This window comes from Streptococcus sciuri, from assembly GCF_024814375.1.
Classification (GTDB): domain Bacteria; phylum Bacillota; class Bacilli; order Lactobacillales; family Streptococcaceae; genus Streptococcus; species Streptococcus sciuri.
The window spans coordinates 1-21,947 of the sequence record NZ_JANUXX010000005.1; the positions used below are offsets into that span (position 1 = coordinate 1).

The following is a 21,947-nucleotide window of genomic DNA, read 5'->3' on the forward strand; positions in this document are numbered from 1 at the left end:
TGTCGCTGGTGTCGTAGGCTGTGCCTGTTGAAGCATTTTGGGTATCTACGACTGTTGTATGAATCGTGTTCCCTTCTGTATCAACGTAGGTCACATTGACATTGCCTTTGACTTCCTTATAAACGTAGGTCACATCGGTGTTGCCTGGAACAACTGTGCCGGTTTCTTGTCCGCTTGTCAACTCTGGGACAAGTTCGTAGGTCTTACCATCTGCTGTCGTGATGGTTGCTGGCTTGTTGTCCGTTGTGTCGTAGGCTGTACCTGTTGAGCTTTCTGGTGTGTCGATGACAGGATCTTTGAGGACAGTGCCGTCTTCATCCACGTAGTGTACGGTTACGGTACCTTTGACTTCTTGGTAGACGTAGGTCACGGTCTTCGTGCCAACGGCTACTTCACCTGTCGTTGCATCAGAACTTGTTAAGTGACCTTCTGCGTCTACTGTACCAACGGTGTACTCACCTGCAGAAACAAGTTCATAAGTCTTACCATCTGCTGTCGTGATGGTTGCTGGCTTGTTGTCGCTGGTGTCGTAGGCTGTGCCTGTTGAAGCATTTTGGGTATCTACGACTGTTGTATGAATCGTGTTCCCTTCTGTATCAACGTAGGTCACATTGACATTGCCTTTGACTTCCTTATAAACGTAAGTGACGGTCTGCTTACCGAGTGCTAAATCTCCGGTTGTCGCAGCAGAGGTTGTGAGGTGTCCCGCACTATCAACAGCACCTGCTTCATAAACACCTTCTTCTGCTAATTCGTAGGTCTTACCATCTGCTGTAGTGATGGTTGTTGGGGCAGCCGTCTCGCCTGTAGCGTCGTAGGTGTTGTAGGTCACCACACTAGCGCTTTCTGTACCGATATCCTGTGTAGAGACAAGCTCGAGCGTATCCTTGATTGTCTCGCCATCTGTATTGACATAGGTCACTTCTACACTTCCTTGTGGGATGTAGTAGTAACGAACGTCAGAGAAGGTTGTGATAGCATTGTTTAGTGTTGCTTTATTTCCGACACTATCAGCAGCAATCATCGTCTTATCTGCATATGGCAGCATGAAAGTTACCTTGTAGGTGACAGGAGTCTTATCTGAATCCAATAGATTCTTATATGCTGTAACAGATACAGAAGAAGAAGAAGAAGAAGAAGAAAAGTACTTGCCGTCTGTCCGTGCGAGGTAGAAAGCGTTCGCATCATTTGCCGCAACGTCACTATAAGTGTAGTTACCGTTTGATGACTTCGCTGTCAAGTCTGTCACAGGAGTGTAGATCTTGTCTGTGTAGGTCGTATAGTCTGAGATGTTTGTAAAGAAAGTCTCTGCATCTGGGAGTGAACTACTTGTAGAAGGTGTCATGTACACCGTTCTTGATAGAGTCTGCTTGGTATCGACAACAGTCGCTTTGATGTAAAGCGTTATTTTTGCACCTGCTACTGTCGTCTGTACTTTCCTATAGCTGACTGAACCTTTGAAGCGTGGTTGATTGACGCTTACTGTACCTGACTCGTTGTTGGTTGACTTGACATAGCGGTAGCCGTCTATCTCTATCGGCGTTGTGGTATAGTCATAGCCTTGCCATGCTGTTTGTTTATAGGTATCCTTGATAGACTCATCTGTCAGTAGATTGTAGTAGTCTGTCTTTTGGTCAATGAGTCGTGGGATAACGAGGTTGTAGGTAGAATTTTTATTATCACTTGATGATGACAGTGCCGAGTAAGAGTTAGTATAGGTAGTGTTTGGGTCTGTTTCATTTAGCTGGATACTATTGTCATCTAATAAGGAGAAAGTCGTGTTTTCAAGTGTTTCTTTCACTCCTGAGCCACTGAAACGGTTGATAGAGAACTGCTTAGTGACTGTACCGTCTTTGTCATAGACTGTTACATAGATTTCTTTTGATTCCTTATCATCTGCGACATCATCATCTGCGATAGAGGCTGCGTCTTTGACTGAGAAAACATAGGTAGAGCCAGTGGCGTTGTTCTTCATGTTATTGAAGGTGAAGCGTCCATCTTCTGGGTCTTTTAGGACACCGTTTGATTGGTCAGGGATAGAGACTGAGTAGCCAGCGTAGGTATCATCACTTGTAGATGAGCTATCTGTATCAGTCGTTGCACGCTTTCTTCTGACTTTACCAGTGCTTGAGGCGTCGTTACTTGTGGTGAGATTGCTAAGCACGGTAGCGTCTACCTTGCTTGCTCTCAGAGTATCGGCAGAGTTTGCGTTTGTAGCTGTCGTATCTGCGACATTGACAGATAGCGTGTTTGTGCTTTCTGCGTCTGTGCTTGTAGCAGCGTTGTTTGATGTTTCATCAGTAGCTGTAGCAGCTGTTGCTGTGTCATCTGCTTTTTCAGTGGCAGTTGCCTTAGCAGATGCTGTGTTTGCACTTGTGCTTGCTGTAGCTGTCGTATCATCTGCTACTTTTGTTGTTTCTGTAGTATCTGCATCCTCTGTAGCTGTAGCGCTGTCGCTTGAGGATTTGTCCTCTACTGCTTCTGTAGCGCTTGCCTTATCAGCATCTGTGGTATCAGCAGTTGAGGCACTACTTTCCTCACTCTCGCTAGCCTTTGTTGCTGAATCTTCAGCTACAGGTGTGGTGCTGTTGCTACTTGTTTGGTCAGTGGCAAGATCTGCACTGGCGTCTGCTTGAGTTGTGGTAGTGCTCGCCTGATCGGCTTGTTCTGTGTCGCCACTACTATTTCCAGATGTCACGAGTGCAGACGATTTGTCTGTGCTTGCTGTGTTGTCAGCGGCTACTGACTCGTTTTGCCCAAGGAATATCAATGTTCCAATAAGCACTGAAGCCGTACCGACACTTAACTTACGAAGAGAAAATCGCTGGCGCGATTTCTTACTAGAATGTTTACCGTACATTTCAGAAGTACTCCTTTTCCATAAAATAATTTTTTACGCCTTATTTTACGTTATTTTTTCGACAAAATCAAGAAAAATGTTCAACTCTTTTTAAGGTTATAATAAAAAATTGTCATTTACTCAAGAAGTGTTTCATCAGGCTCCCAAGCCTGGCTAAAATCATAATCTTTGAACAGTGCTGCTAGGCCTGTAATCTGCTTGAGACGTAGGATTTCGTCCTTGTCCATACCCAGATGTTTTGAAATCCAGTTATCAGACCGCCCAAGCTCATGTAGGTCTTTGACGATGTTACTCATCAGGTCGACATCGTGACTGCCTCTAGCACGATTGTGTCGGATGGTTGATGCCATGCGATGTTCTAGTGGCTTATCAATCACGGATACGGGAAGCTTGCCCCCCTCTCTTTCATAGATGTCAGGATAGTCTTTCATGATTTGGTAGCGATGAAAGCCATCGACGATGATATAATTGTCATGACTAGCGTCATAATAGCAGACAATGGGCATGGTGTAGCCATCTGACAGGATACTATCATAGAGCAATTTCATCTCAGGTGGCGCTACTGCGTTGGGATTGTAGTCATTGGGTGTGATTTTCTCAATAGGAATAGCCTGCACGTGATAGACAGGGCTTTCATACTTCGTCATGTTTTTCCAGCTCCTTTATGCTTTTATACTTTTCCTTTATCCTATTTATCTTCTCCTGCTCCTGCCTTGTCAGACCAAAGCCCATAAAACGGCAGATGTGATCATTTTTTAGTATGCAAAAGCACATACGCTTCCAGCTAGGGATGTCCTTGGTTGTCGTTATGTCGTCGGTATTGTCTGGGATTTTATCCAGAAAGATAATGCGAGAGTTTTTGAAAATGGTGTAGTTGGATACACCGTTTCGCTTGATACGATAACCTTTTTCTTTTAATTCTGCGATAGTCTCCTCACTCAGACCTCCACCCACATGATGCCAAAAATGAATAGACTTGTTAAACTTTTGAATATAGTTTTTTTGTAGCCTTGGTGGTAGAGTGACAAGGAGAAATTGCGTGTAGGATTTCCACGTATGCCCAGGTGGCAAGACAGCTCTACGATAGGCGAGCGCTTTGGAGCGTCCATAGATATTGCCAAAATTTGCCCCTCGCACTCTTCCTAGTAGTTTTGTCCAGATTTCTGGATCGATGACGCGATATAGATTGAGCGAATCGACTGCATAGTCTTGAAAGGGAGAGGCGACACGCATCTGGGAGACAGATAGACCTGCCTTGTAGTACAAGTCATAGAGATGATTGTAGTCATAGTCAAAGCGATAGTAAGCATGCCAGATGTCTTCTACGGTCCAGTCGTAAAGAGGGGAAGCTGCCCAGACATTCTTAAATTGATTGGTAATCCAGCAGTTGTCTTTGTAGGCGTGCTTTTTGTTGATAAAACCGCTGTAACGCTGCATGGACTCGTCAGCTCGTATACCAAGTAGTGCAATCGTTTTTTTATCACCATGCTCTTTGCAATACCATTTACCAAACTGCTTTGCTAAATCTTCTTGGTGCATTTTGTAGCGATAGGTCGTCATGGGATTATTTTCGAGGGTGACAACATAGTCGTACTTTGGGCGCTCTCTCACCCAGATGTCCTCCTTTTCATCATCCCAAGGATACCAGAACATCTCATAATTGCTAACAGCGGTTCGACTCGCCATTGGAAGACAAACCCAATAACAGGAAACGTGAGGCTGCTTTGAGAGATACTTAAAGGTTCTATCGACATACTTTGTCGTCTCACTATACTGCGCCTCGAAGTCTTGATGAAAGATGCCAATGTGCTTCTCAGGATAATGCTCATCTCGGAAATCAAGTAAAAGACGAAGTAAAAGCCCACTATCCTTTCCGCCTGAAAAAGAGAGATAGATATTGTCAAACTCCTTGAAAATAAAATGAAAGCGCTCAAGCAGTGCCTCATAGACATTTTTATCCTGATACTTTTTATTCATTTTAACTTGGGTCATGGCAGTCCCTTTCTAATCTGCTAAATGTTTCTCTAGCGAACATCTTTGTTGTTTTGTTCGTCTTTAGACTTTTTAAGAACTTAGTAGACTAATGAGTGTCTACAAAGCCATCATTCGTTTTGATTGGCAAACTGGCTGTTATAGAGGTCAGAATAGAAACCTTTATCAGCTAGTAGGCTTTGGTGAGTGCCTTGCTCGATGATTTGTCCGTCTTTTAGGACAAGGATTTTATCTGCTTCTTGGATAGTTGATAAACGGTGGGCGATGACAAAGCTGGTGCGCCCTTCCATGAGTTTACTCATGGCTTTTTGGATGAGGAGCTCAAGACGTGTATCTACCGATGAGGTTGCTTCATCCAAAATGAGAATCTTAGGATCGGCTAAAAGAGCACGCGCAATGGTGAGGAGTTGCTTTTGACCGAGAGAGACATTGCTAGACTCTTGGTTCATCTCCATGTTGTAGCCACCAGGAAGCGTGCGGATAAAGTGGTCAACGTTGGCTGCAAGAGCCGCTTCTACGATTTCATTGTCTGTAGCTTCGAGATTACCAAAACGCAGATTTTCCTTAATCGTATCCTCATAAAGCCAAGCGTCTTGCAAGACCATACCAAACTGCTTGCGGTATTCTTGTCGAGAAATCTGGCGAATATCACAACCATCAACCTTGATAGCGCCACTAGTCACATCGTAAAAGCGCATGAGTAGGTTGATAAGTGTCGTCTTACCAGCACCAGTAGGTCCTACGATAGCAACCATCTCACCGGGATTGACTTCTAAGTTAAAATCACGGATAAGAGGTTTATCAGCGACATACTGAAAGTCGACATGCTCAAAGCTGACACGTCCGCTAAGGTCGTGTTCTAAGTGCTCTGTAACCTCTGAAACTTCTGGATCTTCATCTAGTACCTCAAAAATCCGCTCTAGAGAGGATTTGGCGCTTTGGAGGACGCTTGCAAGCTGAGAGATAGTTTGGATAGGTTGGCTGATTTGCCAGACGTATTGGACAAAGGCTTGCATATTACCGACGGTGAGTTTACCAGCGAGGACTTGCAGACCACCTAATAGTGCCACGATGAGATAGGCAGTTTCGTTGATAGCGTTTAGCACTGGCATCATGATACCAGAGACAAAGCTCGCTCTAAAGCCAACCTTGCGCAGCTCATCTGTAATGGCTTGAAAGTCCTTGGTAGAGGCTTCTTCACGTCCGTAAAGTTTGATAACGTTAAATCCTGTCAATTTTTCTTGGACAAAGCCGTTTAACTCTCCAACGAGATTGGCTTGACGTTTAAAATAAGGTTGTGATTTTTTCAGGATATACTGAGAGATGATATAGGTCAGCGGAACACAAACCAGAAAGACTAGGGCTAACTCGGCATTGAGGTAAAACACCATACCAAGGACAAGGACAATGGTAAGCATCGCCTCGATAATCTTGAGAACACTCTGCTGAAGTGCATTTGAGACGGTTTCAACATCACTGGTAAAGCGTCCTAGCATGTCCCCAAACTGATGCTTGTCAAAATAAGAGATAGGAATACTGTTGATTTTATGACTGAGGTCGCGACGCAAATCACGCACACTGTTTTGGACGACGTTGGTCATGAAATAGTTTGAACCGTAAGAACCAATCTCAAACAAAAAACCACGCATAAAGTAGATAATCAATATCACACCGACATAAGACACATTGATGTGCGCACCTTGAACACCTTTTGCCATATCAAGGAGATTGTTGGTAATCTCAGTGATGGCAAGACCAATAACAAAAGGCTCCAGCACACTCATAACAGCGCTAAGAATTTTCAAAAAAACAGCAAGGAACAAAGCTCCCTTGTAATGCTTGAGGTAATCCCACAAGCGTAAAAAGACACTTCTTTGTTTCATCATTTCCTCCTATTTCGTTGCTTGTGATTGATTGAGTTGGGAGTTGGCAATTTCACGGTAGATGGCATTTGACTTCATGAGTTCATCATGTGTGCCACGTCCTACGATTTCGCCCTCATCAAGGACAATAATTTGATCGGCATTCATGATAGTACCGACACGTTGCGCTACGATAAGCACGGTGCTATCGCCTGTTACTTCTTTGAGGCGGCGACGTAAGATAGCATCAGTCTTATAGTCAAGCGCTGAAAAAGAGTCATCAAAGATATAAATCTCAGGGTCTTTGACCACTGCACGAGCGATGGACAGACGTTGTTTTTGACCACCAGAGAGATTGCTCCCACCCTCAGCCAGATGGGTCTCAAAAGCTTCTTTGCGGCTTTCGATAAATTCTTTAGCTTGGGCGACATCAGCTGCCTGACGCAGGTCATCTAAGGTTGCATCTTCTTTACCATATTTGAGGTTATCTCCGATTGTTCCTGTAAAGAGCAGTGCTTTTTGCGGAATAAAACCAATCTTTTGACGTAGCGCCTTAAGGTTATAGTCTCTAACGTCCACACCATCCACTAAAATCTTACCGAGTGTCACATCGTAAAAACGTGGGATGAGATTAACCAGTGACGACTTACCAGATCCTGTCGATCCGATAAAGGCAATAGTCTCCCCAGGACTTGCCTTAAAACTGATATTATGTAAGACTGGGCTTTCTGTCTCTCCAGGATAAGCAAAGGTGACATTGTCAAACTCAAGATAACCACGCTCTTTGGTCTCTGTAATGCCCTTTTCATTTGGATCAATGGAAATAGGCATCGCCATAACCTCCTGAATACGACTGCTAGAAACAGCTGTCCTAGGGTACATCGTAAAAAGATTGGCAAAAAGCAGGAATGAAAAGAGAGCGTGAAAACTATACTCGATAAAGGCAACCAAATCACCAATTTGAAGTGAACCAGCGCCAAGTGGTTTAAGAGCAAACCAGACAATAGCAATAATCATAGCAACGATGATTTGTACAAAAAGTGGCTCTGTGAGTCCTGTCAATTTAAAGAGACGATTAGATGTCATTGTATAGTCGACATTTGCCACATCAAAGCGTTCTTCTTGAAAATCCTCTCTAGCAAAAGCACGGATAACACGAAGCCCTGTGAGGTTTTCTCGAACGTACTGGTTTATTTTATCCAAAAGCGCCTGCTGCTTTTCTGACAGCGGACGTGTCTTGATAGCGACATAAGCCACCACCCAGATGAGAAAAGGGATAGCAACAACAACCACCCACGCAAGAGAGGGGCTTGTCACTAAAATCATCATAATACTAAAGAGAATCATCAAGGGAGCTACTACACCCATCCGCAGCACCTGCTCTGTAAACTGCATCAAGACAAAAGCATCACTTGTCATACGTGTCACAAGTGACGGTACACCGATTTTTTCGTACTCATGGTGCGAATACTGTTGCAACTTAGTATACATATTATTTCGCATGTCACGAATCATCGTTGATGTCAAACGCCCAGAAGCATAGCTCAGCGTAACACGTCCAATAATTCCAAGCACAACGATAATCGCCATCATACCTGCCCAAAAATAAATTGCCTTGGCGTTTCCTTTTGTAACCCCTTGGTCAATCATGCGTGCCAGCATGGTTGGCATTCCTAGATTAACAACAACAAAGAGAAGTGCTCCTAAAAGGTCTAAAAACAACCACTTAGGATATTTTTTGATGTAAGACCAAATATAGCCCATAACATCTCCTTTCTTAATTTTCTAATTCACTTAGATACTCATAGCGCTCATACTTCTCAAGTAAGCGCTCGTTTGCATCGTCTAGCTCTTTTTGTAAATCTGATAGTCGTATAAAGTCACTACCGCACGTCTGCATCTCATCTTCAATTGCTTTGATATGCTCTTCTAACTGGCTAATTTCCTCCTCAATTGTCGCCCACTCTTGCTTTTCAAAATAAGACATACGCTTTTTAGCAGATTCTTTTTTTACGGCTGTGGTCGGTTTGGCATTTTGCTTTTGTTTTTCAAGAGTTGCTTGCTCAAAGGCTTTCTCATCGAGATAGTCTGTATAGTTCCCAACATAGGCACGCACCGTACCATTTTCAAAAGCTAGAATTTTGCTAGCAACTTTATCTAGAAAATAACGATCGTGACTGACTGTGATAACAGGACCAGAAAACTCTTGTAAAAATTTCTCCAAAACAGTCAAAGTAGCAATATCCAAATCATTTGTCGGTTCGTCAAGCAAAAGAACATTAGGCTTTTCAATCAGTAAACGTAAGAGATACAAGCGTTTTTTCTCACCACCTGAGAGTTTTGCGATTGTCGTGCCATGTGTTGATCGTGGAAATAAAAACTGCTCTAAAAGTTCTGTCACACTGCGTACGCCATCTCCAGTTTTGACCTCACTTGCAACCTCTTGGAGATAGCTAATGACACGCTTTGACTCATCCATATCAATCAGCTGCTGCGAGAAATAACCTATACGCACTGTCGCACCTAGCTCAACTTCACCAGCAGTAGGCTCTAAACGCTTAGTCATGAGATTGAGAAGTGTAGACTTCCCAACACCATTGTCACCGACAATCCCAATACGATCCTTATTTTGGATAAGGAGGTTAAAGTCGGATAAAATCTGTCTTTTTTCATAAGAAAAGGACACATGAGAGAAAGCAATTACTTTCTTGCCGATACGACTGGACTCAAAATGAAGGGCTAGTTCTGCCTTATTGCCCGCCTTTTTCAAATCAGTTTTCAAGTCATTAAAACGATTGATACGAGCTTGTTGCTTGGTTGCACGCGCTTGCGGTTGGGTACACATCCAAGAAAGCTCCTGTTTATAGAGTTGCTTTTTCTTGTGAAGCATACTAGCATCACGCTCATCCTGCTCAGACCGTAAGCGTACATAGTCTTGGTAATTACCTTGGTATTCAGTCAGCTGGCTATCTGCCAACTCAAAAATACGTGTAGCTACATTGTCCAAAAAATAACGGTCATGTGTAATAAAAACAACAGTCTTTTTACTGGTTTTGAGATAAGTCGTCAGCCATGCAATGGTAGCAATATCCAAATGATTGGTTGGCTCATCTAGTAAAAGCAAGTCCGAATCTCCAAGCAAGACTTGCGCCAACTGGACACGACGTCTAAGACCGCCAGATAAGCTTGAAATGCTACTGGTCAACTCTGAGATACCAAGCTTTGTTAGGACAGTCTTAACTTCGCTTTCAATAGACCAAGCATCAAGACTATCCATCTCCGCCATCACTGCCTCCAGTGCATCTTGCTTACTCTCATCATAATCCATCAACAAAGTCTCATAGCGATGTATCAACTGCATCTCACGTAGACTTGAATCAAGAACCGTCTCAAGTACTGTCTTGTCTTCATCAAAGTGAGGGACTTGTGTCAAGTAGGTTATCTTATAATCATTGGAGCATGAAAAAGGCGACACATCACCGTCATATCCTAGCTCACCAGAGATAACGTCTAAAAGTGTCGTCTTACCTGTACCATTCACTCCGATAATCCCGATTCGATCAAGATTACGAATGATAAAGGAAATATCCTTAAAAACAGTTTTATCACCCACCGACTTGGTCAAGTGTGTTACTAAAAAATCACTCATCTTGTCTCCTTCTCACAAACTCTAAAATAGAGTGTTGATCATTGGCTAAGTCACCATCCACAATCGCAAGCTCCACAGCTGACAAATGCTGTCCCAAACTAGGACCAGGTCTTAATCCAATCTGCTTGATAAGATCTGCTCCATTCACCACAATCTCTCGCTTATCGTAGATAGGCAATTGGAGATATATCGTATCAATACTCTCATAGTCAACCGATAACCCCTTTGCCTTACGCAAACGCTCCGCTAAGTACACTAAGTTTCTGCCATATTGGTAAAGCAAACGCCTATCAACAGACTGAACCAAACGCGTCTTATAAATGGTCATGATAGCCGTCACTTCTTTTTGAAAGTGACTAGAGGTTTTCCACGCTTTCAAAAAATCCTTAGGATGTTGGCAGTTCATCTGCAAAAGAAGTGCCGCCCAAGCTTGTGTCGAACTATCAAATGAGGGCAACTCCATCTCCTCAGTCATTGCAAGTAGAGCAGATGCTTTGTCTTGCAATTGTGGCAAATAGCGATAAGCTTCACACTTCACAAAAGTATGCAGACCTTTTTTCCAAAAAGGCGCCAAAAGCAACTTATCCAGCTCGATAAAGGAACGCTCTACTGAGATTTTCTCTAGGAGATATGCATGGCTCTTCATAGCTGAAAAAGTCCTCTCCTCAAGTCTAAAATCAAGACTTGCTAAAAAGCGCAGGCCTCGCAAAATCCTAAGTGCATCCTCACTAAAACGCTCCTGTGGCTCGCCGACAGCACGCAAAATTTTATCCTCTAGGTCACTCAGTCCTCCAAAATGGTCAATAACCTCACCATCTTGATCTAAAGCAAAAGCATTGACCGTAAAATCACGGCGTTTGAGATCCTCATCAAGTGAACGGACAAAATTGACCTGACTAGGACGTCTATAGTCTACGTAGACTTCCTCTGTCCTAAAAGTCGTAATCTCATACTCACCATCATCCTCTAGTACCAAAACCGTACCATGCTCAATACCAATATCCACTGTCCGCTTAAAAATCTGCTTGATCTCCTCGGGATAAGAACTTGTAGCAATATCAACATCGTGGATAGGGCGATTTAGCAAAGCATCACGAACACTACCACCAACAAAGTAAGCTTCGTATCCTGCCAAACGGATTTTCTGTAATATGGGCAAAGCCTTCTGAAATTCAGAAGGCAAGTGTGTCAATTTCATAGTAATTTTTCCAAACCATAAACTAATTTTTGCGCTGTTACTACTTTTTTAATTCCTAGGTTGACGCCACTCATAAAAGAGCTCCGATCATAGGAATCATGACGAAGCGTCAGTCCTTCGCCTTGCGCCCCAAAGATAACCTCTTGATGGGCAACCAGTCCTGGCAAGCGCACACTGTGAATACGAAAGCCATCATACTCAGCCCCACGAGCCCCTGCTAGAGACTCGGTTTCATCAGGAAGGCCTTGATGTTTAGACTGTCTTACTCGAGAGATGAGTTCTGCCGTCTTGATAGCCGTTCCGCTAGGAGCATCTTTTTTCTGATCATGATGCAACTCAATAATCTCGAGATCTGGGAAATACTGTGCAGCTTTAGCTGCAAACTCCATGAGCAAAATAGCTCCAATGGCAAAATTTGGAGCAATCAACCCACCCAGCTTTTTCTCAGCTGAGAAAGCAATCAACTCTTCTATTTCACTTTCTGTAAATCCGGTTGTCCCTACAACAGGAGCAAAACCATTCTCAAGGGCAAAACGCGTATTAGTATAGGCTACTTCTGGTACGGTAAAATCCACCCAAACATCTGCATTTAGTCCCACTAGCTCCTCTTTTTGATGATAGACAGGTACACCATCTAGCTCTTTTTGTTTAGCTATAGGTGATAAGAGAGCAACAAGTTCAAGCTCCTTATCCTTTTTGACCATGTCCAGTGCAGCACTCCCCATGCGCCCTGTAAATCCTGCAATGATGACTTTTATCGGCATTCTTATCTCCTTTTTTAAATTCTTGGCGTAACACCAAAACAAATCGCTCCCTCACCAAGGTGTGTAGCAATAACGCTGCCAAAACTAGTGATATCAACTTGATTATACCCTTTGTCTGCCAACATTACTCGTAAGCGCTTTGCCTTATCAAGAGCATGTCCTTCAATGATAAATATATCATAATCATGATCGCTAGCTGCAGTTGTCTCCTCTAAAATCGCAAGCATGCGCTTCATGATTTTCTTTTCTGTGCGAACTTTTTCATAAACGATGATTTTCCCCTCATCATCAAAATACAAAAGAGGCTTGATACTTAAAAGATTGCCAAGCATCGCAGCGCCATTTGATAAACGTCCCCCTTTGACAAAATGATTTAAATCATCTACCACAATATAAGCTTGCGTTTTATCAATCTGATAAGCAAGCTTTTTTAGAATAGTCTCAAAAACGACTCCCTCGTCTGCTAAGCGTAGGCAATTGATCACCATACGACCTAGAGGATAGGAGGTGATATGACTATCTGGAAAAGCAATAGTCATATTTTTATACTCATCAATTAAGAACTGAATATTTTGCCAAAAGCCTGAAATACCAGAGGATAGAAAGAGACCGATGACATGAGTAAAGCCAGCGCTTTCAATCTCACTTAAAATTTCTTCTAAATCTGCAAGACTTGGTTGGCTTGTTTTGGGAAGAGTCTTTGAGGTAGCCATTTTAGCATAAAACTCGCTAATGGTTAGATTTTTCCCTTCAACATAAGTTGCTCCGTCAATCGTGATAGGAATGTCAAGGATAAAAACATCCTCTCGTTCTGCAACTTCTTGCGGTAATACCGCTGTATTATCAGTAATTATAGCTAATTTCATTAACTGTTAAACTCCAAATTCAAGCCCGGACGGTCAAGGGCAATTTCTGTAACTTCATACGTTAATCGCTGCACCACATCAAGTAGAGGGGCTGCTATGTTTTCAACTTCTTCTTGACTAAAATCTCTTGGTGCATTAATCAAACGATTTTTGATATGAATTAACTGTGACACCGCACCACTAATGACAAACTCATCACGGACAACCATAAATTGCAAAACAGCAACAACACTTGTCTTAACTGCTATCTCGTCACGCTCTGAGAGCTGAAAAGTCACCTCAAAATTTGTCTCTGGGGTTCCGTTTTCTTTTTCCCACTCTAAATTTCTAGCATCATAGTGGTATTGATTTACAAATTCTTTTTCACGGGTAAGTTCCATGTTCTTCTCCTTATCTATCGTATGAGATGTCACCACAAATATAAATTTTTGTATCTCTTAAATGTTTCAAATTAAACAACCTCATTTAGCAAGCCAGATTCATTATAGCATATTTTAAGAAAGGATTAAAGTTCAAATTTCTTTTAGACTAGATTGCTATCAGTCAACACTAATCTAAATATTCTTTTAAGAAGTGACATTCGATAGGGCTTAGTGCTCTGTAAGTTCCGATTGCTAGATTGTCTTCTAGCCAAAAAGGTCCAAAACGAATGCGCTTTAAGTAGGTCACTCTAAGACCGTAAGCTAAAAACATCTTTTTTACTTGATGGTGCTTTCCCTCCTTGTATGGTCAGATAAGCGCTGCTTTTTGTTTGTCCAACTTCTAAGAGCTCTATCTGTGCTGGTTGACAGAGCGTCCCATCTGAAAAAGACACTCCGTTTTCAAAAAATGGAGTGCATCTTTTTTAAGTAATCCGTTTACCTCAACATAATAAGTCTTTTGAACATGGTGCTTAGGATGTAGCATACGAAAACCAAGAGGACCATTGGTTGTCAAGAGTAATAATCCCTCGGTATCACGGTCTAGCCTGCCAATCGGATATAGACCTTCTTTTCTATCCCTAGGTGCTACTAAATCTACAACCGTTTGATGTTTGTCATCACTGACTGCACTCACTACACCAGAGGGTTTATTTAACATTAGATAAATTTCTCCCTCAACAGAAATGGGGTTACCAGATACAGTAATCTTCTGCAGATGGCTATCAACGTTTAGATTTATTTTAGTAACCACCTGTCCATCAATACGCACTTGGTGAGAGCGGATAAGTCTTTTGACAACACTACGTGATCCAATATTTGCTTTTTCCAATAATTTGTCCAATCGCATGCCATTATTGTAGCACATCTTTTAAGATTTCAAAAGAGAAGCTGCCTCTTTATCCAAAACGAGGTAGAGATGAGGATGTCCTTTTAAGCTACTAGCTGGTAGTTCCAGTGTTTGCTTGCCTTCCACTAATCCTCTTATAGCTTCTGCTTTATCTTTTCCATAAGCCATCAGCACAATCTGCTTAGCTGCAATGATTGAAGCAATACCCATTGAAATCGCTTGCTTAGGTACTTCTTCGTTATCAAAGAAACGACTGTTTGCTTCAATCGTACTCTCTGTCAAATCAACCACGTGTGTCGTCTCATCAAAAGGCGTCCCTGGTTCATTAAAGCCTATATGTCCATTGCGGCCAATTCCCAAAATCTGAAAATCAATTGGATGTGTCGCAAGTAGCTCATCATAACGTTTCGCCTCAGCTGATAAATCTTCTGCTAAACCATTTGGCAAGTAGTGCGCTTTAAAAGGCTTTGCCTTAAAGAGGTGCTCTTCCATAAAGTACGCATAGCTTTGCGGATGACTAGCCGACAGACCCACATACTCATCCAGATTGAGACTGATCATTTGGCTAAAGTCCAAATCGCTTTTTACAATTTCCTGGTAAAATGTCAAAGGAGTGCTACCTGTTGCCAATCCCAAGGTTCTACTGCCTTTTTTCATACTATCTCTTAAGAGCTCAAAAGCTTTTTTACCACCTTCTTTAGCATCTGCTACTGTCACAATGTGCATGTTATATCCTCCTTTAGGTATAGACCAATATTTGTTATTATTATATGGTATAGACCAATATTTGTCAAGAAAAATCTCAACTATCTTTGACTTTTTTTGTGATATAATAAAAAAGCACCATTCATGGATAAATAAAGGAGAATTTTCGTGAATACAAATGATTTTGATTTTGATTTACCAGAGAAGTTAATTGCTCAGACTCCTCTTGAAAAACGAGATGGTTCCAAACTCTTGGTCATTGACCACAATAAACACACTATGGTAGATACCCATTTTGACCACATTTTAGATGAGTTAAATTCTGGCGATGCGCTTGTTATGAACAATACGCGTGTGCTTCCTGCCCGTCTTTACGGTGAAAAAACAGACACACATGGTCATGTGGAATTGCTTCTTTTGAAAAATACACAGGATGACCAATGGGAAGTTCTCGCAAAACCTGCAAAACGCTTACGTGTCGGAGCTAAAATAGCATTCGGTGATGGGCGTTTAACTGCTACTGTAGTTGAAGAATTAGATCACGGCGGACGTATTGTTTCATTTGCTTATGACGGTATCTTTCTTGAAGTTTTGGAAAGCCTTGGCGAAATGCCATTGCCACCATACATTCATGAAAAATTAGATGACCCAAACCGTTACCAAACCGTTTATGCTAAAGAAAATGGCTCTGCTGCCGCTCCGACTGCTGGACTTCACTTCACTAAAGATTTGCTTGCCAAAATCGAGTCAAAAGGTGTTAAGCTTGTCTATCTGACACTTCATGTTGGGCTAGGAACTTTCCGCCCAGTATCTGTCGATAATATCGAAGAGCACGAAATGCACTCTGAATTTTACACACTGTCTGAAAAAGCTGCTCAAACGCTCCGTGATGTGAAAACTGCGGGTGGACGTGTTGTTGCAGTCGGAACAACATCTATCCGTACGCTTGAAACTATCGGTTCAAAATTCAACGGCGACATCAAAGCTGACAGCGGTTGGACAAACATCTTTATCAAGCCTGGCTATACATTTAAAGTGGTTGATGCTTTTTCAACAAATTTCCACTTACCAAAATCAACACTTGTCATGCTAGTGTCTGCCTTTGCAGGACGTGAATTTGTCCTTGAAGCATACCAACACGCCATTGACAAACACTATCGTTTCTTTAGCTTTGGCGATGCTATGTTTATCAAATAACTCTTCAAAAAAAATGCAAAAGGAAAAATGATGATTTACCTCAAACGTTTACTGAGTATCATCCTTTTGTGTATTATCAGCTTTGTCGTTTTTCAACATGAAAAAAATAGCCTAGAGTTTGAAAAACACTACCAAAGCACACAGCAGGTACTCAGTTATTTTCAAAAGCATAACAAAGCCTATCAAAAACTACACCTTTTGGAGAAGATGCGCATGCGTAAGCACATGATGATAGGTATCAAGAAACTCCAGAAAGTCGGCTGGTCAGATGAAACAATTAAAGACGCATATCTGCGCTACCTCTCACAAAATACTCTTTCTAAAAAAGCTATCCATCGTGCACTCACTCAAACGACTATCATCGGCACCACTACGTTTAGGAGACTTTGGAAAACAGAACTAGCAAAAGTCGAAAACCAGCAGCCACTATACCGCCTAGAGCATGCCAAACACCTACTTGCTATTTTTTTAAGTCAAGATCATATGCCACAGGTCATCAGTGGACAACAACAGCAAACCAAAGCACTACTCACTCACTTTGATGATAGCCTCTCACCAACTGATAGTTTATGGAACGACTTAGCAGAGCTGACACAGATTGCTTATCCCAATGATAATTTTTCTAAAAACGATACATTAGCCATCCAACTTCATCAGTTTCGCTACATTATCTCTAGCCAGCAAGCCCAGTGGATTCGACGTCATTTTAAGACAGGAAATGATACAGATGCCGATGCCCTTGCTAAATATCTCGCTAAGCTAAATAGCTCTGACTACACACTAAATGAATCAGCTAGATACCACAACAAAGTGGCAAGCAAGATAACTCAAAACGGCATCCTAAAGCCTGTTTATGCGGACAATTGTAAAGAGAGTAATTTTAAAGTCCTCATCCACTTCCACAGTGAGTTCATCCTTTCAAAAAGTGGCGACTTTTTAGTCGCAACAGATGTCCAAAAAATCTCACAACGTGCCATTATCAACAGTGCCACTTTTAATTATGCCAATCAAAACGATGAGCGACACATTCAATTAGATGTAACCCCCATTGTTTACCACGAACCATACTTTATCACTAAAGCTATGACAGCAAACGGTATAACTTTTGTCGAACCTAGTTTAGAGGAACAAAAAGATAAGCACAATCGCATTTTCAGTCGAGAAGGGAAGTCTTCTAAACAACTCTCAAAAGCTTTGTCTAAAGCCTTTCAAAAACGCATCAAAACCTACCAAAAATTACTCACACCATCTCATAATACCCATTAATTACATCGAACCCTCTCATTGCAATTGTAGTGAGAGGGTTTTCTTATTGCTACGATGTCGTTAAAGCATAAATAAAAGTATTTTCAGAATAGGCAAGCGAAAGCTTTTGCATCTGAGAAATAGCCATTACTCCATTAAAAGACACTCTATCATTAGTGTGTTCTCCGATTAATGTTTGACTGTCTAGCTCCGATATATAAACCGCTACTTATCGACGTACTTGTCGTGTTTAGTTGAAAAGCATGCCAAAACATGATGATAAACACGCAAAGAACAATCAAAATCAGCAAAACCAAAAGTATACACACTGCAACAACATCCACTGGACGCTGTCGCCTCTTTTTATTATTTTTCATCACAATTCTTTTATAAATTATTTTCCCAAAACATATCCCTTTTATTTTTTGTCATATTGAAAAATAAAAACCATTGACAACGCTTCCAAATTGTGTTATTCTTAGCGTGAGGAGAGGACAGACAAAGCTTATTAACTTGCTATTTTTGATTCAGGGTTTATGTTTGTTGTTAAGCCAAAATAATTTTAATATTCTAACACGAAAGGAGGTTATGAGTTACAGCTTACCTAATCGGTATAAAAACAGAGATTTTGAACTGCCATACAATACTCCTTTATTCTGTATAGTAAGAAGCTTTGTATGGCAAATAGCAGATGTAATGTTAATTGAGATTTTTAGACATTGCCGAGGATAGTAGCCTATGACTAACAAAAACATTTTTCTAGGAAAATTAAAATACCTAGCCCTGTTTTTGGTTGCTGTTCAGAGTATACTATTTGCTCTGACAGCAATTTTTTTACAGGTGTATCTTACCAAAAAACATGGCAACAGTACAACCAAGATAATCAAACCCTAACACTATACCTTCAAAAGCTAACTCCAGTTCAGCAAGAAAAAGCATTCCGTTATTTAAATTCGAGAAATGATTTAGCTATTTGGACACATCGATTCCTTCAAGATGCTAAAGGAGATGGCATACAAAAGCACTATATAGATGCTATGGGAAATGCTGATTGTTTTTCTGATTTTAACTTTCACCATTCAAATGTTTTAACAAAGTCACAGCTAAAAGTCTTGCTAGAGCATGAGGATAGCAAGAAAACGATAGGACTTGACGAAGCGTCTCGTGATACGCTTTACGCGTTACCGAGGCCTTTATTTACCACGCCGATTGTTATTGATCGATTAGAGCAAGTTTATAAAAAAAGCAATACTTTAACAGGAATCTACCATGTCAATGGTTTAAAATCAGAAACAGACAAAAGTGAATTTATCAAACAGTTTGCAAATAACACAGGTTTATCAAAGGAAAACTTTCTCAAGGAAAAATTTGGTAGTCATCGTGATTATGGTCTGGTTCCTTTTATACTCCTAGGTCTGCTTTTATTTACAATGTTAACTTTGTTAATCGTATTGCTTGTCATTGTTCTTCAGGCTTATGAAACATTTGGTAGTCTAATCCTATTAGGATGGAGCCGAAACGCATTTTGGTCAGCATTATTTAAACCTATTATTTACCCATCACTTCTTAGCACACCCGTATTAGCTGTAGGCGTTTGGTGGTTGACAGGCTGGTCTCAAGTTAGCTACTCGATTTTGATCCCTATCATGGGGCATCTTGTATTTTCCATGCTGGCTTTAGCTACTATTTTGATTGTTCCTAGTTTGATTGTTTATTCAGTGACTGCCTTATCTGTTCTTTCTAAACGTTTTCCAAGTAAGTTATTGACTATTTTAGGTATTAGCTCTTACCTTGCATTAAGTGGCATCTTAATTGCTACCAGTTATAGCTTAGATGCTCCTTTGTATAGTTTTATGGATAATATCCATATTGCTAGAGCGTGGAAAAATGTTGAGAATATGCAAATAATTGATTCTTTTTCTGAGGGTGATGACCTAGGAACATTGGCAGGGACAAGTAATACATTAGAATCAAGTATGTATCATCTTTATACCAAGATAGGTCATGATAAAGGCGTTTATTTAATTCATAGTCAATACTATGGGCAAGATTTTTTGACAAATGTGACTGCTTATCAAAATCTTCCTAGTAAGCCATTTTGGTATCTTGTTTATTCTTATAATTATTTAACAGAACTAGGCTTTCGTTTTTCTAAAGAAGAATTAAATCAAATACGAAACGGCAGCAGATTGTATCTGATTCCAGATAGCTACACAAGCGATGAACAGAAACGCATGCAAGCATATTTAAAAGAGAGTGTCAAAGTTTATGAAGGAGATGTGGAGACACCGTTTACACAAAATCGTCAGTTCGTTTTTAAAAACTATTCCGCAACCAAAGATATTTTCCTTTGGTCCACAAATTTACAGCAAGGGGTAACCAGTAAAGATCCGATTATTTTTGTAGCTAGTCCTGAAAATCTTTATTTTATTGAGAGTGCAAATCTTATCGTTTCAGGTTTCAATGGTTATCTTAAAATAGATAATCAACGTATTCTGACTCGTGTAAAAAAAGAGATAACGACTCACTTCCCAGATCTTATGGATAACGCTATTCAATTCACGCCAGTCCGTCGCTATATCGACGGACGCCAAAAAGAGTTGAGTTATACTTTTTATTTATTTGGTAGCGTCATTTTAGCTATCCTAATGAGTTTAACCTCAATACTAACTGCCTTAGTATTGATATATCGGATAACTTATCAAGAACGTTTAATGGTACAATACTTCTTAGGATTTAGTTCATGGACACGTTATAAAGGAATTATGATTTTGATGATTGCTACTGCTATTATAGAAGCATTGATTAGTTTCTTATTGAAAACGAAATTGGGTATCGTTTCTGCTGCTTTATCTCTATGTTTGCAGTCTGTTCTTCTATATGGTTTTCTTTTGCGCAAAGAACAACAGAAAATCCTAAGTTTATTTAAGGAGTAAGCATATGCCAGCTATTTCAATCAGACAGTTATCAAAATATTACGGTGCAAAACATATCATTGAAAATATTTCATTTGAAGTTTCAGATAGAGAATTTGTTGCGTTGATTGGTCCTTCTGGTTCAGGAAAATCGACGTTGCTCAACCTTATTGGGTTGTTAGAAACTGTTGATAAGGGAAGCATCATGATTGATGGGGAGATTCTACCACCAGTTAACTCTAAAAAAGCAACTTATCTCCGTCGAAACGTGTTAAATTATTTGTTTCAGTCTAATGCTTTGATTTCAAATGAAAGCGTTGGTGATAATTTGATGTTAGCGCTTCATTACACTAATTTAACGAAACAAGAAAAAGAGAAACAAATAAGAACAATCTTATCAAAAGTTCACATGGAGTCTTTCTTGGAAAATCGTATTAATGAATTATCAGGTGGAGAACAACAACGAATTGCTATTGCTCGTGCTATCCTAAAGCCTGGAGACTTGATTCTAGCAGATGAGCCAACCGGCTCATTGGATCCTCAAATGGCTCAAATAGCTTTCGAATTGCTAAAACTGCTACGTGATGAATATGGAAAAACGATTATTTTAGTGACACATAATGTGAATCAAGCTCAACAATGTGATAGAATCATTGACTTAGAGCGGTTAAAAAATCTAGCACATATTGCTACATAGATTGCTCATTGTTTGGAAATATTCATGAAACATTTAATGATGACATTAAACTAGCATAAAAAATAAGCCTTACGGCTTATTTTTTATGCTTTTGCTTTCTGGTACAATTCATCAACTTTGTTCCAATTAATAACGTTAAAGAATGCTTTAATGTAATCTGGACGGACGTTACGATAGTTAAGGTAGTAAGCATGCTCCCAAACATCTAGTCCCAATATAGGGTGTTTACCTTCCATGATGGGGTGATCTTGATTAGCTGTTGAAATAACTTCTAGTTGACCTTCTGCATTCACCACAAGCCAAGCCCAACCTGATCCAAAACGCGTTGCAGCTGCTGCTGAAAATGCTTCTTTAAAAGCATCAAACGAACCAAAAGTTGCCTCAATCGCTACTTGTAAATCAGTTGAGATGACTGTTTTTTCTGGTGTCATCAACTCCCAAAACAGACTATGATTGAGATGCCCACCACCATTATTGATAACCGCTTGACGGATGTCAGCTGGAATCTTTTGGACATCCGACAAAAGAGAAAGCAAATCTTCTCCAATCTCGGGATGTTTTTCCAATGCCGCATTGACGTTAGCTACGTAAGTCGCATGATGTTTATCATGATGCAACGTCATCGTTTCAGCATCAATATATGGTTCTAAAGCATCATAAGCATAGGGTAGTTCAGGTAGGATAATTGCCATATCAAGCTCCTCTTTTCTATGAAGTATCCTTATTGT

General features: G+C 40.7%; 16 protein-coding genes and 1 pseudogene. 4 read left to right on the top strand and 13 right to left on the bottom strand.

The window, feature by feature from the left end; genetic code table 11:
* The 12 genes and pseudogenes from NXS10_RS04790 to NXS10_RS04845 form a co-directional block, all read right to left on the bottom strand.
* On the bottom strand, window positions 1–2,860 hold a 2,860-nt coding region (locus NXS10_RS04790), incomplete at its 3' end, for a MucBP domain-containing protein (RefSeq protein WP_259138263.1).
* A 116-nt stretch (window positions 2,861–2,976) separates the two neighbouring features.
* Window positions 2,977–3,507, bottom strand: coding sequence for an IbrB-like domain-containing protein (locus tag NXS10_RS04795; RefSeq protein WP_259138265.1), 531 nt, complete (start codon window positions 3,505–3,507; stop codon window positions 2,977–2,979).
* Window positions 3,494–4,852, bottom strand: a complete 1,359-nt coding sequence (locus NXS10_RS04800) for a DUF3440 domain-containing protein (RefSeq protein WP_259138267.1) — start codon at window positions 4,850–4,852, stop codon at window positions 3,494–3,496. Before NXS10_RS04800 ends, NXS10_RS04795 begins: the two co-directional genes overlap by 14 nt.
* Window positions 4,853–4,962: 110 nt before the next feature.
* Window positions 4,963–6,735: an ABC transporter ATP-binding protein gene (locus NXS10_RS04805; protein WP_259138268.1), complete on the bottom strand. Its 1,773-nt coding sequence runs from the start codon at window positions 6,733–6,735 to the stop codon at window positions 4,963–4,965.
* A gap of 9 nt (window positions 6,736–6,744) precedes the next feature.
* Window positions 6,745–8,478 carry an ABC transporter ATP-binding protein gene (locus NXS10_RS04810; RefSeq protein ID WP_259138270.1) on the bottom strand — a complete coding sequence of 578 codons (1,734 nt, stop codon included), beginning with the start codon at window positions 8,476–8,478 and terminating at the stop codon, window positions 6,745–6,747.
* A 13-nt stretch (window positions 8,479–8,491) separates the two neighbouring features.
* Window positions 8,492–10,363, bottom strand: coding sequence for an ABC-F family ATP-binding cassette domain-containing protein (locus NXS10_RS04815; RefSeq protein ID WP_259138272.1), 1,872 nt, complete (start codon window positions 10,361–10,363; stop codon window positions 8,492–8,494).
* On the bottom strand, window positions 10,356–11,561 hold the full coding sequence (locus NXS10_RS04820; protein ID WP_259138275.1) for a CCA tRNA nucleotidyltransferase: 1,206 nt from the start codon (window positions 11,559–11,561) through the stop codon (window positions 10,356–10,358). The genes NXS10_RS04815 and NXS10_RS04820 overlap by 8 nt, the downstream gene beginning before the upstream one ends.
* The gene (gene dapB / locus NXS10_RS04825) at window positions 11,558–12,325 is read right to left on the bottom strand and encodes a 4-hydroxy-tetrahydrodipicolinate reductase (RefSeq protein WP_259138277.1); all 768 of its coding nucleotides are present in this window, start codon (window positions 12,323–12,325) and stop codon (window positions 11,558–11,560) included. The genes NXS10_RS04820 and dapB overlap by 4 nt, the downstream gene beginning before the upstream one ends.
* 14 nt (window positions 12,326–12,339) lie before the next feature.
* Window positions 12,340–13,191, bottom strand: coding sequence for a DegV family protein (locus tag NXS10_RS04830; RefSeq protein ID WP_259138279.1), 852 nt, complete (start codon window positions 13,189–13,191; stop codon window positions 12,340–12,342).
* On the bottom strand, window positions 13,191–13,571 hold the full coding sequence (locus tag NXS10_RS04835) for a DUF1149 family protein (protein WP_259138281.1): 381 nt from the start codon (window positions 13,569–13,571) through the stop codon (window positions 13,191–13,193). The genes NXS10_RS04830 and NXS10_RS04835 overlap by 1 nt, the downstream gene beginning before the upstream one ends.
* 169 nt (window positions 13,572–13,740) lie before the next feature.
* Window positions 13,741–14,460 (bottom strand): annotated as a pseudogene (locus NXS10_RS04840) (pseudouridine synthase).
* Between the two features lie 21 nt (window positions 14,461–14,481).
* Window positions 14,482–15,186 carry a glucosamine-6-phosphate deaminase gene (locus NXS10_RS04845; RefSeq protein ID WP_259138283.1) on the bottom strand — a complete coding sequence of 235 codons (705 nt, stop codon included), beginning with the start codon at window positions 15,184–15,186 and terminating at the stop codon, window positions 14,482–14,484.
* Between the two features lie 147 nt (window positions 15,187–15,333).
* On the opposite strand from NXS10_RS04845, the gene queA reads away from it, so the two are divergent.
* The 4 genes from queA (at window position 15,334) to NXS10_RS04870 (ending at window position 21,219) form a co-directional block, all read left to right on the top strand.
* Window positions 15,334–16,362 carry a tRNA preQ1(34) S-adenosylmethionine ribosyltransferase-isomerase QueA gene (gene queA, locus NXS10_RS04850; RefSeq protein ID WP_259138285.1) on the top strand — a complete coding sequence of 343 codons (1,029 nt, stop codon included), beginning with the start codon at window positions 15,334–15,336 and terminating at the stop codon, window positions 16,360–16,362.
* A gap of 30 nt (window positions 16,363–16,392) precedes the next feature.
* A complete protein-coding gene (locus NXS10_RS04855; RefSeq protein ID WP_259138287.1) occupies window positions 16,393–17,628 on the top strand; it encodes a DUF3114 domain-containing protein in 1,236 nt (411 codons plus the stop codon).
* A 1,016-nt stretch (window positions 17,629–18,644) separates the two neighbouring features.
* The gene (locus NXS10_RS04865) at window positions 18,645–20,543 is read left to right on the top strand and encodes a bacteriocin-associated integral membrane family protein (protein WP_259138289.1); all 1,899 of its coding nucleotides are present in this window, start codon (window positions 18,645–18,647) and stop codon (window positions 20,541–20,543) included.
* Between the two features lie 4 nt (window positions 20,544–20,547).
* Window positions 20,548–21,219, top strand: a complete 672-nt coding sequence (locus tag NXS10_RS04870) for an ABC transporter ATP-binding protein (protein WP_259138291.1) — start codon at window positions 20,548–20,550, stop codon at window positions 21,217–21,219.
* 83 nt (window positions 21,220–21,302) lie between these two features.
* Here the strand turns inward: NXS10_RS04870 and NXS10_RS04875 are convergent, their stop codons facing one another.
* On the bottom strand, window positions 21,303–21,911 hold the full coding sequence (locus tag NXS10_RS04875; protein WP_259138293.1) for a superoxide dismutase: 609 nt from the start codon (window positions 21,909–21,911) through the stop codon (window positions 21,303–21,305).
* Window positions 21,912–21,947 lie beyond the last annotated feature (36 nt).